At 43.6% G+C, this 15,290-nt stretch carries 17 protein-coding genes; 7 read left to right on the forward strand and 10 right to left on the reverse strand.

Annotated elements, in window-relative coordinates; genetic code table 11:
* The first annotated feature begins 24 nt into the window (after nt 1-24).
* The 3 genes from CGZ90_RS04680 to CGZ90_RS04690 are packed head-to-tail and all read left to right on the forward strand — an operon-like array spanning nt 25 to nt 2,582.
* Nucleotides 25-804 (forward strand): ABC transporter permease, encoded by a 780-nt coding sequence (locus CGZ90_RS04680; RefSeq protein WP_094251158.1) that lies wholly within the window; start codon nt 25-27, stop codon nt 802-804.
* Nucleotides 805-813: 9 nt separating this feature from the next.
* Entirely contained in the window at nt 814-1,599 is a 786-nt protein-coding gene (locus tag CGZ90_RS04685) for an ABC transporter permease (protein ID WP_094251159.1), read from the forward strand.
* Between the two features lie 14 nt (nt 1,600-1,613).
* On the forward strand, nt 1,614-2,582 hold the full coding sequence (locus CGZ90_RS04690) for an ABC transporter ATP-binding protein (RefSeq protein WP_094251160.1): 969 nt from the start codon (nt 1,614-1,616) through the stop codon (nt 2,580-2,582).
* Nucleotides 2,583-2,710: 128 nt separating this feature from the next.
* On the opposite strand, the gene CGZ90_RS04695 is transcribed toward CGZ90_RS04690, so the two are convergent.
* The 3 genes from CGZ90_RS04695 to CGZ90_RS04705 form a co-directional block, all read right to left on the reverse strand.
* On the reverse strand, nt 2,711-3,592 hold the full coding sequence (locus CGZ90_RS04695; RefSeq protein WP_133063550.1) for a patatin-like phospholipase family protein: 882 nt from the start codon (nt 3,590-3,592) through the stop codon (nt 2,711-2,713).
* Between the two features lie 19 nt (nt 3,593-3,611).
* Nucleotides 3,612-4,388 (reverse strand): Cof-type HAD-IIB family hydrolase, encoded by a 777-nt coding sequence (locus tag CGZ90_RS04700; protein ID WP_094251162.1) that lies wholly within the window; start codon nt 4,386-4,388, stop codon nt 3,612-3,614.
* A gap of 62 nt (nt 4,389-4,450) precedes the next feature.
* A complete protein-coding gene (locus CGZ90_RS04705; RefSeq protein ID WP_094251163.1) occupies nt 4,451-5,377 on the reverse strand; it encodes a DMT family transporter in 927 nt (308 codons plus the stop codon).
* A gap of 161 nt (nt 5,378-5,538) precedes the next feature.
* Here CGZ90_RS04705 and CGZ90_RS04710 point away from each other — a divergent pair, with 161 nt between their 5' ends.
* Nucleotides 5,539-5,745: an alpha/beta-type small acid-soluble spore protein gene (locus tag CGZ90_RS04710; RefSeq protein ID WP_066288466.1), complete on the forward strand. Its 207-nt coding sequence runs from the start codon at nt 5,539-5,541 to the stop codon at nt 5,743-5,745.
* Nucleotides 5,746-5,833: 88 nt separating this feature from the next.
* Here CGZ90_RS04710 and CGZ90_RS04715 read toward each other — a convergent pair whose 3' ends face one another.
* On the reverse strand, nt 5,834-6,469 hold the full coding sequence (locus CGZ90_RS04715) for an SOS response-associated peptidase (protein WP_165766766.1): 636 nt from the start codon (nt 6,467-6,469) through the stop codon (nt 5,834-5,836).
* 109 nt (nt 6,470-6,578) lie between these two features.
* Between CGZ90_RS04715 and CGZ90_RS21335 the strand changes: the two genes are divergently transcribed.
* Nucleotides 6,579-6,770 carry a YczF family membrane protein gene (locus tag CGZ90_RS21335; protein ID WP_486598935.1) on the forward strand — a complete coding sequence of 64 codons (192 nt, stop codon included), beginning with the start codon at nt 6,579-6,581 and terminating at the stop codon, nt 6,768-6,770.
* Here the strand turns inward: CGZ90_RS21335 and CGZ90_RS04720 are convergent.
* The 5 genes from CGZ90_RS04720 to gnd form a co-directional block, all read right to left on the reverse strand.
* Entirely contained in the window at nt 6,730-7,860 is a 1,131-nt protein-coding gene (locus CGZ90_RS04720; protein WP_094251165.1) for a GerAB/ArcD/ProY family transporter, read from the reverse strand. The two genes, CGZ90_RS21335 and CGZ90_RS04720, sit on opposite strands and share 41 nt — an antisense overlap.
* Complete coding sequence (locus CGZ90_RS04725; RefSeq protein WP_094251166.1) at nt 7,857-9,074, reverse strand: Ger(x)C family spore germination protein; 1,218 nt, start codon at nt 9,072-9,074, stop codon at nt 7,857-7,859. The genes CGZ90_RS04720 and CGZ90_RS04725 overlap by 4 nt, the downstream gene beginning before the upstream one ends.
* A 3-nt stretch (nt 9,075-9,077) precedes the next feature.
* Nucleotides 9,078-10,703: a spore germination protein gene (locus CGZ90_RS04730; protein ID WP_165766767.1), complete on the reverse strand. Its 1,626-nt coding sequence runs from the start codon at nt 10,701-10,703 to the stop codon at nt 9,078-9,080.
* 284 nt (nt 10,704-10,987) lie between these two features.
* Nucleotides 10,988-11,509 carry an acyl-CoA thioesterase gene (locus tag CGZ90_RS04735; protein WP_094251168.1) on the reverse strand — a complete coding sequence of 174 codons (522 nt, stop codon included), beginning with the start codon at nt 11,507-11,509 and terminating at the stop codon, nt 10,988-10,990.
* 143 nt (nt 11,510-11,652) lie between these two features.
* Nucleotides 11,653-12,549: a phosphogluconate dehydrogenase (NAD(+)-dependent, decarboxylating) gene (gene gnd / locus CGZ90_RS04740; RefSeq protein WP_094251169.1), complete on the reverse strand. Its 897-nt coding sequence runs from the start codon at nt 12,547-12,549 to the stop codon at nt 11,653-11,655.
* A gap of 195 nt (nt 12,550-12,744) precedes the next feature.
* On the opposite strand from gnd, the gene sspL reads away from it, so the two are divergent.
* Nucleotides 12,745-12,882 carry a small, acid-soluble spore protein L gene (gene sspL, locus CGZ90_RS04745; RefSeq protein WP_094251170.1) on the forward strand — a complete coding sequence of 46 codons (138 nt, stop codon included), beginning with the start codon at nt 12,745-12,747 and terminating at the stop codon, nt 12,880-12,882.
* A gap of 180 nt (nt 12,883-13,062) precedes the next feature.
* Nucleotides 13,063-13,929 carry a sulfite exporter TauE/SafE family protein gene (locus tag CGZ90_RS04750; RefSeq protein WP_094251171.1) on the forward strand — a complete coding sequence of 289 codons (867 nt, stop codon included), beginning with the start codon at nt 13,063-13,065 and terminating at the stop codon, nt 13,927-13,929.
* 137 nt (nt 13,930-14,066) lie between these two features.
* On the opposite strand, the gene CGZ90_RS04755 is transcribed toward CGZ90_RS04750, so the two are convergent.
* A complete protein-coding gene (locus CGZ90_RS04755; RefSeq protein ID WP_165766768.1) occupies nt 14,067-15,287 on the reverse strand; it encodes an MFS transporter in 1,221 nt (406 codons plus the stop codon).
* Nucleotides 15,288-15,290 lie beyond the last annotated feature (3 nt).

Consider the following 15,290-nt stretch of genomic DNA (forward strand, 5'->3'; position numbering starts at 1 on the left):
TGTGTTTACGAGAAGGGGGATACGATGATTTATTGGCTGTTGTTTCAAAAAAGCTTTTTGCGCAATATGCAGTATAGGCTCGCTCATCTGATCAACAACGCGGCAAGTGCAATCTTCGGTTTTGTTTTTATGGCGGTATGGGTTGGGGTACTGACTGGAAAGGAAAGCGGGAGCCCTTACAGCATCCAGGATATGGTCCATTACATCGGTACCGGTCAAGTGTTTTTGTGGCTCACTGTTTTTCTGACAGCCGGCTTAAACATACAGAACGGTGTAAGAAGCGGCGCCATCACTATGGAGCTTGCCCGACCTGTTCATTACTTTTCTTATGTAACTGTTCAGGAAGCAGGAAGAATCGCTTACAACCTGCTTTTCCGTTCTATTCCTATCGCGCTCGTTTATGTATTGACGGTCGGCTTCTATGTTCCGGAAAACGCTGTATCTCTTCTTTATATTTTTATATCGGCCATCCTTGCAATTTTTATATCGTTAAATCTTACATATTTAGTCGGCATCTCATCAATCTGGACGACGGAAATCTCATGGGCACATTTCGTTCTCATCACACTCCTGTTCGGTTTCGGCGGTCAGCTGGTACCGATTGATCTGCTTCCCAAACCAATTTATTCTATTGTGGCACTCACTCCTTTTCCATGTGTCCTTTATTATCCAGTAATGATGTACTTAGAGAAAGCGGCTCCGCATGTATTGCTGATTCAGGCATCATGGGCAGCTGCACTGACAATGATCAGTTTTTGGGTGACAAACATCGCTCGCTCCAAAATTGAAATTCAAGGAGGGTGAGCACGTCTTATGAAACTATATTTTATTTTGATCTCAGGCAGCCTGAAGTCACGCATGCAATATAAGATGAACTTTATCTTTTCAATGGTTTCATACGGGATGATCATGGCGGTTGACTTTATTATGCTCGCAGCCATCCTCCGCCGCTTCGATGATGTGAAGGGATGGGATCTTTACGAGGTTGGCCTCCTTTACAGCATTTCTTCTATCGCTATTTCTCTTTACAGAGTAATAGGAGCGGAAGTTCACGATTTTGAACGGTATATGGTGAACGGAGAATTTGATAGTCTGTTAATCCGGCCTGTCTCTCCTCTGTTTTTGCTGCTGACAAGAAATATCGATCTTTCAAGAATAGGAGGTGCGATTCAGGGGCTTATTATTATAGCGATATCTGTAGCTGGTCTTATGAAAACAGGAAAAGCGACCTTGCTCTTGATCGCCTATCTCCCTGTGGCTGTTTTGACAGGACTTATTATCTGCTTTGCTGTCGGAGTCCTTACTGCTGCACTAGCTTTTTGGACAGAAAAAATTAAAGACTTTCAAACTTTTACACTGTATGCGCCCTTCACAGCTGCCAATTATCCGATGAACATATATCCTGGCTTGCTCAAGATTATCTTTTTCACCGTCATACCTGTGGCGTTCATGAACTATGTGCCCGTCATGTACTTGCTTCAAAAAGGCGGAGAATGGTGGTACTTGATCACTCCTGCAGCAGTTGCTGGTGTCTTTTTAACGTTCTCACTGATTATGTGGCATATCGGCATTAAGCATTATCACAGTACAGGAAGCTAAAGGAGGAAGAACGCATGATTACAGCAACCAATCTGAACAAGCATTTTAAAGTTTATGAAACAAAAAAAGGCATGATGGGATCATTAGCTTCTCTGTTTTCAGCAAAACACACTCTTGTAAAAGCTGTGGATGACATCTCATTTTCGATAGGTGAAGGTGAATTCGTCGGATATATCGGACCGAATGGCGCCGGGAAATCAACGACGATTAAAATGCTCTCAGGCATCCTCCACCCCACTTCGGGAAGTGTTGCGGTCGGAGGGCTGTCTCCGCAGAAAAATAGAAAAGATAATGCAAGACGCATCGGCATCGTATTTGGCCAGCGAACACAGCTTTGGTGGGATCTGCCGCTGCGGGATTCTTTTGAAATATTGAAAGCAATGTATAAAGTGAACGATAAAGATTACAACAGCTTTTTAAAGCTGTACGACGATATGCTCGATATCGGGAAGTTCATAGAGACCCCTGTCCGAAAACTTTCTCTCGGCCAGCGGATGCGAGGTGATCTTGCTGCCGCAATGATTCATAACCCAGACGTTCTTTTCTTGGATGAGCCGACAATCGGATTGGACGTAGTTGCCAAAACAGGAATTCGGGCATTTTTAAAGGAATTGAACGAAAATGAAAAGAAGACCGTGCTTCTGACTACGCACGATATGGATGACATCGAACAGCTTTGCCGCAGGGTAATTGTAATAAACCACGGAAGGATTATCCTGGATGGAACACTCGAGGAGATGAGGGAGACGATCGGGCTGCCGAGCATCATGGAAGTGCAGTACACCAGTAAACCGGAAGTAGCCGCTGCAGCCCCTCTAGGTCTCGAAAGACTTCAATGGGAAGACAGCAAGGTGATTATTCATTACGACCGCAGCATCTTATCTGCACCTCAGCTGCTTAAAGAAGTAAGCAGCTGGGGCGAACCCGTCGATATCCAGATGAAAGAACCGGACATTGAAGACATTATTCAGAAGATCTACTAACAGAAAATGAAAAAGTCCTTTAAACAAATTGTGGAGCGGTGATCTCCGCTCCAGGGTGCTGAGCTTTCCGCGGGGCGTGCGCCTGAAACGGAGATCAACATCTTCTCTGAATTCTTTAAAGTTGTTGTTTAGGAAGTAATCTTTTCTTTTGTATGGCTGAGCCAATCAGACAATCCCTCGAAGGCTTCGATGGTGTCAATGCGGCCTTGGTCGTACAGAGCACTTAGCTTGGCAGGGCTGCGCTCTATGCGTCCTACATCAAGCTTTGCTGAAGGGCGGATGACGAACACGTTCCCTTTTTCTTCTTCGTGTTCAATATAGTCGAGAGTTTCGTTATATTTTTCATAGCGGTTCACGAGTGCTGTAAACAGCCCTTCATATTGAGGATACTTTTTCTTAATCAGCCATGTCATCCGTGGCTTTTTCTTGCGGTAGCCTTTGTTCTGCGTCAGCACGATGACATTGCGAAGGAATCCGTCCTGCACAGCTCTTTTCACTGGGACCGGATCGCTGATTCCTCCATCTAGCAAGTGCATATCTTGATACGTGATGACCGGGGCCATAAAAGGCAGCGATGCCGATGCTCTCAGCAAGGTTAGCATGTGCGGGAGGTGTTCACTTTTTTCATAGTAAACCGGATTTCCGCTATGGCAGTCGGTTGCAACGATCACAAATTTTTCTGTGCTTTTGTTAAAGGATTCAAAATCAAACGGCACATGCTTGTTCGGCAAATCGTCAAAAATAAAATCCATGCCGAACAATCCTTTTTTCTTGAACAGCCAATTTTTATAGGAAAGGTACTCCGGGTGGGTAATATAATCCACGTTCACCGTACGGTTCCGGCCGTGCTGCCTCGACAAATAAGATGTCGCGTTGCATGCCCCTGCTGAAACACCGATCACATAGGGCAAATAAAGATCGCGTTCCATAAAAACATCAAGCACACCGGCTGTATAAACACCGCGCATGCCGCCTCCTTCTAATACAAGACCGCAGTTGTCCAAACTCATGCACCTCTGATCGTTTTGTTTAAATAAGGCCTAAATGCTTTAATCCATAATAGATTCCGTCTTCATCAACACTCTTCGTGACAAAATCAGCTGCCTCTTTTGCTTCTGAAAGCCCATTACCCATCGCAACTCCAGTACCCGCCGCTTTTAGCATCTCCAAATCATTTAGTGCATCGCCAAACGCAAAGATATTCTCTCTTTTGACCCCAAGCTTATCAACGAATGCATCAATACCCTTTGCTTTCGATCCTCCGTGAGGGAGAACGTCAAGACAATGCTCATGCCAACGGATAAATCCGTAAGTATCGCTGTAGCTGTCTTTATAAGGAAGCTCGTCTTTTTCCTGACAGAACAGCAGTACTTGATAGACATCATTCTGTTTATAATATTGCGGAGAATGAATTGGATAAGACGGCATCAGATTGTACGTACAAGCTTCGATGATCTCATGTTTTTCCACGTTGCTTGTCGCTCCTTGATGATCTAGATAAACAAGGGGGTGACCCATCTGCTCCGCTTCTTTCTCCAGCTTCTCCAATACTTTTGTATTCAGCGGCGTGCTATGAATGACTTCATCCTCAAACATGACATATGAGCCGTTAAATGAAACAAAAGAGTCCAGCTCGAGCTCGCTGCGAAGGTCTTTGAACATAAATGGTCCTCGTCCCGTAGCGATAGCTGTGTGGATTCCGTTTTTCCGAAGTTTATGAAGTGCCTCTTTCGTGGAATCCGGCACTTTTTTCTCATCATTTACAAGCGTGCCATCAATATCAAAGAAAACTATTTTATCGTTCATGCTGCCAACTCCTGTAGTTTCAGTCTCCTGTTTATCTTCAGACTTTCTAGGACTGATGTCAATTAAAGTGCACGGGAAGATTCTGCCTTTATTGGAGTTGTGCTAGGCAATGATAATAAGAATACGGTCAATATGATAAACAATGCGCCTGCCCACTGATAAAGTCCAAACGAAGTGTGCAGCCAGATAACAGAAACAAATGTAGCGACGAGCGGTTCTGCACTTCCAAGAAGACTGGTCTCTGTCGCTGTTATGTAACGCAAGCTGTCAAGGTAAAGATAAAAAGGCAGCAATGTGCCGAACACGATCACGAAAGCAAGTAATGCCCATACTTCAAATGAGTTAGGAACATCAGTAGTCCATGGCATCGTCCATAGTGAAAGAGCGCTTCCGCCGATTACCATCGACCAGCCGACAATAACGGAGGAAGGCCATCTCCTTAAAAGCTGGACCGGATAAACCGTATATACAGCGACCGCAACCCCAGACAACACGCCCCAGAATACTGCATCCGCAGGTACGGCTACTTTATCCAAATTGCCATTCGTTAAAAGAAGAAAGGTTCCTGCGAGAGCAAATGATATCGCGGCAAATTCGTGTTTAGCAGGCACTTTCATCAATTTTAAACTCACATACAGCGTGATAAAAACCGGACCAAGAAACTGCAGCAGGGTCGCTGTCGGGGCATTCCCTTTTTCTATACAGATAAAAAAAGTCAGCTGTGCACCAAGCATTCCTGCAAGGCTGAAGATCACAAGCTCCAAACGGCTTTTCTTATCTTTCCATATGTTTACGATCTCTTTTCTGCTCGATTGCATGCCCGCAAGAATAAGAAGCAAAAATCCAGCTATAACCATACGGACAGAAACAAGCCACTCAGCTTGAATGTGATGCTCTTGAAATAAATACTGCGCTGTATTTCCTGAAAACCCCCAAAGCGAAGCACCAATAATTGCAAGAAAGAAGCCTTTCAGCCGATTGATTTTCATAATCTGCCCTCCATGATCTGTTAACATATTATAGAAATTATGAAGGCTCAGGTCTGCTTTGACAACCATTTAATAAGGACATCTCAGGAAAAATATTTTTTTATGCATGCATAAAATTACCAATGTTAACCCAACACTATACATACAAGGAGGTGATACATATGGCACGCAACAACAACTCTAACGAATTAGTCGTTGCTGGAGCTCAAGCAGCGCTTGATCAAATGAAGTATGAGATCGCTTCAGAATTTGGTGTACAACTAGGACCTGACACAACTTCACGCGCTAACGGATCTGTCGGCGGTGAAATCACTAAACGTCTTGTACAAATGGCTGAGCAGCAGCTTGGCGGAGGATACCGCCGTTAAGGCACCCTTCGAAAAGGACAGAGACACGCTGTCCTTTTTTGCGTTTATAAAAATGTTCATTTCGAACTTTGTTTTAAAAATGAGCGATTTAGTTCGTAATCGGCTCAATGCAGCCTGGTTCGTTGTTTTTCACGTTGTTAACAGCTGCAGAAACAGGAATCGCTTCTAATTTTAATTCAGAATTTCTCGTAAGTTCATCATCATGATAGGAAAGCCACTTCTTACCTTCTTCGATTGACATAAACATCGGCATACGGTGATGATATGGCTCAAAAAAATGGTCTGCCTGCTTTGTCAGGATGGCACATGCCGCTGGTTTCTCTTTCTTCTCAGGATTTCGGGTCCAGATGCCCGCGAATGCAAATAAGCCTTCATCTCTTTTAGTAAACCGGTAAGGCTGCTTCCCTCTGCCCTCAGGACGCCACTCATAATATCCGCTTGTTAAAATAAGACAGCGGCGCTTAGCAAACGACTCGCGAAAGCTCTGTTTTTCGCTGACAGTCTCAGCCCTTGCATTGATGACCGGTTTTGCTTTTCCCTCATAAAATACAGGATATCCCCACTCCAAATATCCCGCTTTATATGCATTTCTTCCAGCTACAACAGCCAGCACACCCTGGCTCGGAGCAATGTTGTAGCGCTTTTCGTACTCCAGCTCTTGATCTAGATCAAAAGCATCGACTATCACTTCTATATCCGCATACAAAAAATACCTTCCGCACATGTAATCATCCCCTTTTGACTGGATGAATGAATCACTGCAGGATAAAACTAACCATGAGGTGATTGCAGTGATCAAACCATTAATCATTTATCTTTTTACACTCTTTTGCATGACCATCATAATCTTCATCCTGGACTATTCCATAGGAATGGGTCCAATGGATGTAATGCACCGTTCATTTTTGTCTTTTTTTAAATATGTCGACAAAATTGAGTACGTGATTACGCTGTTCTTTCTTTTCTTCCCTTTCATGTCATTTGCTATGTCAAAGTGGAAGAACCGGAAGCGAGCTTCTTCTTGATGCTTTTTTTCCTTATCAGATAGATAACCGTAAAGAAAACAGGGATGATGAGCTGAAAAGGAACATGGATAAAGTGAGGCACGATGTTAAGCCCTTCGTTAATGTGTTCCACAAAATTAGATGCAACAGCAACAGATCCAAATAAAATGACGATTCCAAGCGGCATGAGCAGACTGCGTTCTTCTTTTACGGAGAATACGTCCTGCGCTATCTTAACGGAAACATACAGAAACACCGCGATTTTAAAGAATCCTCCCGTAATTAATGTGAATACCACAAGGGCGTCAAGCCGCTGAATAAATTCACCAAGGTTAATCTTGGCTACCGCGGATAACAGCGGGAAGAAGACATGCGTAGCCACATGCCCTCCAAGGATCGCGATGTCAGCAGCTACTGTTAAGCTTAAAATTAAACCGCTTAAAATCATGGCCGTAAGACCTATACTTAAGGCTTTTTTCTTTGTCCTCAAATACGGAAAAAGCATCGTGAACGCGATCATTTCACCAAATGGAAATGTGGGAGTAACCGGAAAGGACGCTTTCAGAACGGGCATCCATCCTTCACCTGCTATAGGTTTGATATAATTCCAGTTCATAATATCAGCACCTAATACTAGAACGAAAATTGACAGACCGATCAACACTGTAAGAGCAAAGAAAATCTCACCGGTTCTTGCCAGCACTTCAAACCCAAGGTGCAAAACGTAAATAATGGTTAAAATCATAAGACTGTTTACGACGATGATAGGTGTCTGCACAAATACCGCGGATAGGAGAAGACTTCCAAAATCCCTTAAAACACGCGCTGCCAAATACATAAAGTACAGCATATACAGCATGTTCAGCACTTTTCCAAAATGCTTACCCACTATTAAAGGCAAGTATTTAGACAAAGGCAGTTCAGGGAACTGTTTAAACATATAAATATACAACAAAAATAGAAAAACCCCTGCCACAAGACCGATTAATACAGCCAGCCACGCATCTCTGCCAGCATTCATTCCAAGTCCGACTAATATCGCGCTGCCCAGTTCAAACAAAACGATAAGCGTGAAGTATTGTTTAATACTGATCTTATATTGTTCTCTCATCTGTCCGCCTCATTTTTTAATTCATATTGGAAAGGAGAAGTCCTGATTCCCGGTCTTCTTATTCGCGAATCCGCTTCTACAGTCACCTCTATCTTAGGAAAGGTTTTGTCCCAATGCTTGCGGATTTTCCGCCATTTTTTCGGATCAGTCCGATAAATGAGTTCTCCAAAGCCGATAACATCCGTTTTTTGTTTTTGCACAAAGTTAATCGATGCTTTTATTTCCTTTTCTACTTCTTTATTCAGCAGCTTCTCAAGTTTAAATATTGTATCTTTATTCTCAAAATCTGCAGGACAGTTAGCTTCTGCAATATTTGTTTCCGGATAAGCAGTGACCTTTATACGCGGTATTTCGCCCTTCATATCTGCTTTCAGTTCTACTTTAGAACGAACAACTTCAATTGCCACACTGTCTTTTTTCCCTTCGCAGTCTATGTTAATTACAGAAGAGTTAATGTTGTCCTTGACAAAAACAATACCTCTCGCGTTACTTCCATCCGCCCATTTTTTCAGCTTCCCGTGTTTAAAAACCGCCATACCATTTAAGTAAAGACGCGCTGGCTTACCTGCTTCATAGTTTTTTGCTGTAATGGCTTGCTCGTCATCTCCTCTCAGTGATAATCCATTGATAATAGGTTCGCTTCCCTGGCTGATCATCGACTGAAGCACTTCATTAATATCCATGCCGATATTTTCTCCCCACACCTTTTCCGACACTTCAAGCTTAGATGCCACTTCATCTGCTGAAACCTTATCGATCGCAGAGAACGTTTCTAAAATAGTACCAGGATCCGTACCTCTTGCAATAAAAACCTGAATCGTCGAACGGACTTCCGGATCACGGGAAATCATATCGAGAGTATCGTAAATCCCTTTTTCTTTTACTACTTTTTCACTAAGCACCAATATACGCGCATGTGCAAAAAACAGCCTCCTCGGTGTCTGGCGCGAAGCATTCCTTGTCGCTTCCATCAGGTTTTTCCCGTTGCTCGTATATACTGTAAAATTCGGCTGTTTCCCTCCTCCACCGCCGCCTATTCCCGGTGATACTTCAGAAGGGTTTACAACTTGAAAAGAAGCCCTCATTTCTCCGTTATCAGCACGGTCGATGCCGATGCCCATCACGATAGACAACTCATCGAGCTCGTGCTGATCCCAGCACCCTGAAAGAAAAGGAAGTGTGATTAATGAAAGAAACAGCGTGATTCTTTTCATCCGTCATTCCCCCCTGCTTTTCTGAGTTTCGTGATTGGTCATTCGCACACGGTTTTTCTGTGAAATTAATGAAGGACGCTTAAGCATGGATTTAATGGGAAAGCGGAAAAATGCATCCTTCATATCATCCATGTTAAACGGGGCGATCGGGCTCAAATAAGGAACACCGAAAGATCTGAGGCTTGTCAGATGAGCGATAATAACAATCAATGCTAATGTCAGCCCATAAAATCCAAATATTGAAGAGATCAGCATAAGCGGAAACCGCAGCAAACGGGCCGACGTGGCCACAGCAAAAGATGGAACAGCAAAACTTGCCACCGCAGTAATACCGACAACGATTACCATTACGGGGGATACGAGGCCAGCCTGAACAGCCGCTTGACCAAGAACAAGCGCCCCCACAATTGACACTGCTACCCCAACAGGACGAGGCATGCGTATTCCTGCTTCTCTTAGAATTTCGAACGTTATTTCCATCATGAGAGCCTCGACAAAGGCTGGAAACGGCACCCCTTCCCGCTGTGCTGCAAGACCGAATAACAGCGTCGTCGGAATCATCGCTTGATGGAAGGTCGTTAAAGCAATATAAATAGATGGCGCAATTAATGAAACAATGAATACAAAAAACCGAAGCATCCTTAAGAATGAGCCGATATCATAACGCATGTAATAATCTTCGGGAGATTGGAAGAACTGCACGAACTGGGTCGGAGCGATTAATGTAAACGGAGTGCCGTTTACCATGACAGCTACTCTTCCCTCAAGCAAGTCACCAGCCACTACATCCGGACGTTCTGTGCTGAACAGCTGCGGGAACACAGTAAACGTTTCATCTTGAATAAACTCCTCAAGCTGTCCGGACTCCAAAATGCTGTCGGCATCTATCCTTTCAAGCCGGGTTTTCATTTCTTCTATAAGCTTTGGATCCGCGATGTTGTTTATATACAGCAGGGCGATCGGCGTTTTTGTCACTCTGCCAAGCTTCATCTGTTCAACCCGAAGATCGCTGCTTCTGATTTTTCTTCTCACCAGACCGATATTTGTTTTCAGCAGTTCCGTAAAAGCTTCTTTTGGACCTCTAATGACAACTTCGGATGTTGGCTCCTGGATAGCGCGCGAGCTTCCTCCGATCGCCTCAGCCATAAGAACCTTAGGAAAACCATTGATATAGATGGCAGTATTCCCTGCCAGCAACCCATCCAGCAGATCATTGTAATTCTCTATTTCAGCAACAGTACCTAACGAGAGACTGTTCTCCTTAATAAAATAAAAAGATTCACCAAAGGTTGCGGGCATATCTTTAATATGAACTGGAACAGTCTGCAGCCGCTCAATGACAAATTCCGCAATCTTTTGACTGTCTACCAATTCATCAATGAAAATAACCGCCGCTTTTATTTTCAGTCCTACTTCAAGATTCAGATGCCTGACAACTAGATCCCCCGGGTTGCCAAGCTCTGTTTTTATGTATGTAATTACATGCTCTATTGAACTTGAAACTACGCTGTTGGATGCCCCATCGTCTGTATTATTTTCTGAAGCTGACGACGTACCTTCTAAATTGACTGGCATGTCTTGCTCTTCATTCATTGAATTACTATGACGATTATTTCGATTCTTTTTCATAGGTGTCCGTCCTTTTTTCCTTCTCTTTATAAAATGCACCATATGCAATTTCGATATGTATGAGGCCGTTTGACAGAGAAATAGAAAAAAGAGAGCAGCCGAATTACTCGGACCTGCTCTCTCGTTTCTTGGAATTTATAAATAATCATAAAACAAAGGAAAAAAGGCAAAAAAATAAACCAGGGTTCTCGTATCCCTGGCTGGAAAAAGGTATCTTAATTATAGCATATTTTACCTGCATCGCAAAAAAGAAAAGCATTTTCTGTAAAAATAAAACTTTGGGCTTATGCTTCATCCCATGGCTTTTTAACACCGAATTCAAGAGCGAGCTTCTTACTTTCTTCTCTTCGCTTTTTCCTTGCGACAGCTCTTTCCGAAGCATGCTCGTTCAGCCATTTTTCTTCCGGCGTTTCGGGGACGGCTTTAGGTACTGGAGCGGGCTTTCCGTCTTCCCCTAGAGCTACAAATGTGAGGAAAGAAACGGCACACACTTTTCTTTCACCTGTTAAAAGGTTTTCTGCAATAACCTTCACAAACACTTCCATAGATGTTTTATGTGTCCACGTAACGAATGCCTCGAGACAGACAGCATGACCTTCCTTTATCGGATGAAGAAAATCCACCGAATCAGTCGAAGCCGTAACAACATGCTTTCGGGCATGGCGAATTGCTGCAATAGCTGCAACGTCATCAATATAAGCCATCAGTTTCCCGCCGAAAAGTGTTTTATGATTATTCGTATCAGGAGGAAGAACGACTGCTGATTTAACCGTCCGTGATTCTTTTATAAATTTTTCCGTTTCCATATTTCGAACGCCCTTTCTTTTATGATATAGGAAATTTGAATAAACGTACGGTTTCCTTTATCATTTTCACCCAGTTAACTAATATCACTTCTTAAGATATAGAAAACCTCTGCTATTCATGCAGCAGAGGTTCTTAGATTTGCTTATTTTTTTACGACTGCATGTCCGCCGAACTCGTTGCGAAGCGCTGCTACAACTTTGCCGTGGAACGTGTCATCTTCAAGAGAACGGAAGCGCATGAACTGTGACAATGCGATAACCGGTGCAGATGCCTGGAAATCAAGTGCTGCTTCAACTGTCCAGATGCCTTCACCTGAAGAATTCATCACACCGCGGATATCTTCAAGATTAGGCTGCTTGGAGAACGCATTAATCATTAGTTCCATCAGCCAGCTGCGGATAACAGAGCCGTTATTCCACACTTTCGCAACCGCCTCATAATCATAATCGAAGTCACTCTTGTCTAGAATTTCAAAGCCTTCTCCGATCGCTTGCATCATGCCGTACTCGATTCCATTATGAACCATCTTCAAAAAGTGTCCGCTTCCCGCACGTCCAGTAATCATGAACCCGTCTTTAACCGAAATGCTCTCATACATTGGCGCAAGGTAGTTGACTGCATCTTCATCTCCGCCCATCATCGCGCAGATCCCGTAACGAGCGCCTTCAGTTCCTCCGCTCGTTCCAACATCAACAAGGTGAATGCCGTCAGCCTTCAGCTCTTCGTAACGGCGCAGAGTATCTTTATACATGGAGTTTCCAGCATCGATGATGATGTCGCCTTCTGTAAGGTGAGTTTTCAGTTCTGAGATAACTTGATCGACAATCTTTCCAGCAGGAACGAGAAGGATAACTGCACGGCGTCCAGTGAAAGCACCTGCAAGTTCCTCAAGAGAAGCTGCACCCTTTGCACCTTTTGAAGCGATGTCGTTTACTGTGTCTGCATTTGTATCTGTTGCAATAACTTTATAGCCCTTATCAAGCATGTTCTGTGCAATATTAAAGCCCATTTTCCCGAGCCCGACTAATCCGATTTCCATTGTATTGCCTCCAATTATGTAAAATTTCTCAGCATTTGACATTTGGTATTATTCCACATTTTCTTCAGTGATAACCTATCAAACACTACACTGTTTATTACCTTATCGAAAAATGAAGCAAAAAACAACATTCCTGCTGTGAAAAGGATAACTTTTGCTCTTACCGCCTACCTTATAACAAGGAGGTGAAGAAAATTGGCAAAGAAAAGCGCAGGAAAGGGACAAAGATCGTCCAGCGTCAACCCTCAAGGAATGAGCCCTGATGCTGAGATAGCAAAAGAGCCCCACACAGAGCTTGAAAACCGCGCAAAGAAAAAGAACACAAAAATATAAGCCTTAGAAATATGGGGTACGGTACTATTATTTAGTGAAGCCTGTTATACCAGGTTTTTCGACTAATCAGTACCGTACCCCCATTCTTATCCTTCATCAGTATCGTGCCAGTATGTCCAATCACTCTTTCTGTTGTTGACATACTTTATAGGAAAATATGTGAAAGGAATGTTTTCCTAATTGCGTAAAATTATTATCCTCGCTTTAATCGGGCTTGCCGCTCAGATGATTGACGGCTCGCTTGGAATGGCTTATGGCGTAACGTCAACCACTCTTCTCCTATGGTATGGCCTTAGCCCAGCTCTCGCTTCTGCCTCTGTTCACCTTGCCGAGGTCGTTACTTCTGCGGCTTCCGGATACTCTCACTTCAAATTTGGAAATGTTGACAGCCGTATTGTTAAAAAGCTGATAATCCCCGGATCAATTGGAGCATTTGCAGGCGCGGCCCTGCTGTCCAGCCTTCCTGCCGACCTCATGAAACCATATATCTCTATCTTTCTGCTGCTGCTTGGGCTTTATGTTATTTTACGATTTGTGTTTATTAAAACAAAAGCAGCGGCAGAAGTTAATAAAGAGGGCACTGCTCCGACTTCACGCAAGTGGTATACACCTCTTGGCTTTATCGCCGGATTAATGGATGCAACAGGTGGAGGCGGATGGGGGCCGATTACGACGCCTGTTCTTTTATCTCAAAAAGGGATGCTTCCTCACAAAGTCATCGGGTCAGTCAACTTAAGCGAGTTTGCTGTCTCTCTATCCGCTTCCATCGGTTTCTTCCTTTTCATTGGCCTGGATTCTCTTCATTGGCAAATCGTCGTTTTCATGATGATAGGCGGAGTCATAGCAGCACCGATCGCTGCGTACTTGGTTAAGCGGCTGAGAACGGAGCTTCTTGGAGTTCTTGCAGGAGGATTAATTGTCCTAACTAACACAAGGACCGTACTTAAGGAGCTTTTCGACCTCTCTATTAGTGATCTAAGGATACTCATTCCCCTCCTTTTTGTCTGGGCTCTGCTCATCATAAAAGTATTGTGGAAAAGGGGCTGACAAATTGGGGTACGGTACCATTTTCATTTACTCCAGCAAAAATGCGCCATTGACGAAGATGGTACCGTACCCCAAAACCTGGCACTCCAAAGAAAAGGCGATCCGTAAGATGACGGATCGCCTTTGAATGCCATATTTCACTTTGAGGCTTCTAATGCAGAAACTTTCATTGTACGGGCTTCGCTGCTGCCAGTCAGGACCTTCCATCCGTAAATTGACACAATCACGAGAGAAATTGCCCCATAAAGAACAGCCATCTGCTGTATACCGATAGAATCTAAGAAATAACCTGTTGCAATCATGAAAATCGGGAACATCAGACTCTCTACCATACGTTTAAAGGAAAAGAATCTCCCATGAAATTCATGCGGCACTTCTACCTGAAAGATTGTGTTTGATACTGGGAAATAGACCCCGACTGTCAGTCCGAACAAAGCAAACGAGATAAACGGCATCCAGTGAATATCCGCAAAATACAGTGTCAGCTGCGATACCGCGACTAATGTTACAGCCCCAAGCAAGACCGGAACGATCGCCCGCTGCTTAAGAAACTTTTTTAAGATGACAGACCCAGCAAAGACAGAGATCCCTTCCACAACATACAGTGTACCCTTAATGGATTGGTCGTTCTGCAGATCTGATATCTCAATAATCATGAGATTAAAGCCTGCTAAAAACAAATAAGGCACGATGACGAGCAAGAACGGCGTTATAATTGCCGGATGCTCTTTGAAGATTGGAAAAACATCTTTGAAACTGGATTTCTCTTTCTTTTTATCTTTAATAGTTTTTGCTCGTTTTTCGTTAACATTCAAGAATGTCAGGCATACAAAAGTTGCTGTGTACGCGATGAGCGTAATGAAATAAAGTGAAAAAAGGCTGACTTTTACAAGCATATACCCGGCAAGAGCTGTTCCTGCGATACGGCTCACCGTCATCATGTTTTGAAGGAGAGAGTTCGCTCCTAATAGCTGCTCCCGCTCAAGAATTATTGGAAGGAGAGCTTGAAAAGCCGGCATAGTAAACGATGCTGCCGCTCCCATAAAGATGCTGTACATGAGCATCCACCATACATCTCCCGTCTTGATAGCGGCAAACATGAAGCAGACGGCAAAAATCCTTACGAAGCTTGACCAGACGATCACTTGCTTCTTTGGTGCTTGATCGACGATTCTTCCAGCAATTGGCGCGAGCATGACAGCCATCACGATACCGACAATCAGGAACAGTGACTGGTAAAAGGACGATTCAATGTTTTGCTGCAAAAATTCAAGATTACCAATAATGCCAAACCAAAAACCAACATCGACAATTAAAGTTCCGCCCATGATTAAGAGGAAATTTTTGTTACGCCACATATG

It is taken from the genome of Fictibacillus aquaticus (assembly GCF_002245695.1).
Lineage (GTDB): Bacteria > Bacillota > Bacilli > Bacillales > Fictibacillaceae > Fictibacillus > Fictibacillus aquaticus.

What these genes read in the sequence shown, in the direction of transcription:
- CGZ90_RS21335 (WP_486598935.1), top strand. Translation starts at nt 6,579, where the DNA reads ATGACCATCATAATCTTCATCCTGGACTATTCCATAGGAATGGGTCCA.
- CGZ90_RS04680 (WP_094251158.1), top strand. Translation starts at nt 25, where the DNA reads ATGATTTATTGGCTGTTGTTTCAAAAAAGCTTTTTGCGCAATATGCAG.
- CGZ90_RS04755 (WP_165766768.1), bottom strand. Translation starts at nt 15,287, where the DNA reads ATGTGGCGTAACAAAAATTTCCTCTTAATCATGGGCGGAACTTTAATT.
- gnd (WP_094251169.1), bottom strand. Translation starts at nt 12,549, where the DNA reads ATGGAAATCGGATTAGTCGGGCTCGGGAAAATGGGCTTTAATATTGCA.
- CGZ90_RS04695 (WP_133063550.1), bottom strand. Translation starts at nt 3,592, where the DNA reads ATGAGTTTGGACAACTGCGGTCTTGTATTAGAAGGAGGCGGCATGCGC.
- CGZ90_RS04725 (WP_094251166.1), bottom strand. Translation starts at nt 9,074, where the DNA reads ATGAAAAGAATCACGCTGTTTCTTTCATTAATCACACTTCCTTTTCTT.
- CGZ90_RS04715 (WP_165766766.1), bottom strand. Translation starts at nt 6,469, where the DNA reads ATGTGCGGAAGGTATTTTTTGTATGCGGATATAGAAGTGATAGTCGAT.
- CGZ90_RS04685 (WP_094251159.1), top strand. Translation starts at nt 814, where the DNA reads ATGAAACTATATTTTATTTTGATCTCAGGCAGCCTGAAGTCACGCATG.
- CGZ90_RS04710 (WP_066288466.1), top strand. Translation starts at nt 5,539, where the DNA reads ATGGCACGCAACAACAACTCTAACGAATTAGTCGTTGCTGGAGCTCAA.
- CGZ90_RS04720 (WP_094251165.1), bottom strand. Translation starts at nt 7,860, where the DNA reads ATGAGAGAACAATATAAGATCAGTATTAAACAATACTTCACGCTTATC.
- CGZ90_RS04705 (WP_094251163.1), bottom strand. Translation starts at nt 5,377, where the DNA reads ATGAAAATCAATCGGCTGAAAGGCTTCTTTCTTGCAATTATTGGTGCT.
- CGZ90_RS04700 (WP_094251162.1), bottom strand. Translation starts at nt 4,388, where the DNA reads ATGAACGATAAAATAGTTTTCTTTGATATTGATGGCACGCTTGTAAAT.
- CGZ90_RS04690 (WP_094251160.1), top strand. Translation starts at nt 1,614, where the DNA reads ATGATTACAGCAACCAATCTGAACAAGCATTTTAAAGTTTATGAAACA.
- CGZ90_RS04730 (WP_165766767.1), bottom strand. Translation starts at nt 10,703, where the DNA reads ATGAAAAAGAATCGAAATAATCGTCATAGTAATTCAATGAATGAAGAG.
- CGZ90_RS04735 (WP_094251168.1), bottom strand. Translation starts at nt 11,509, where the DNA reads ATGGAAACGGAAAAATTTATAAAAGAATCACGGACGGTTAAATCAGCA.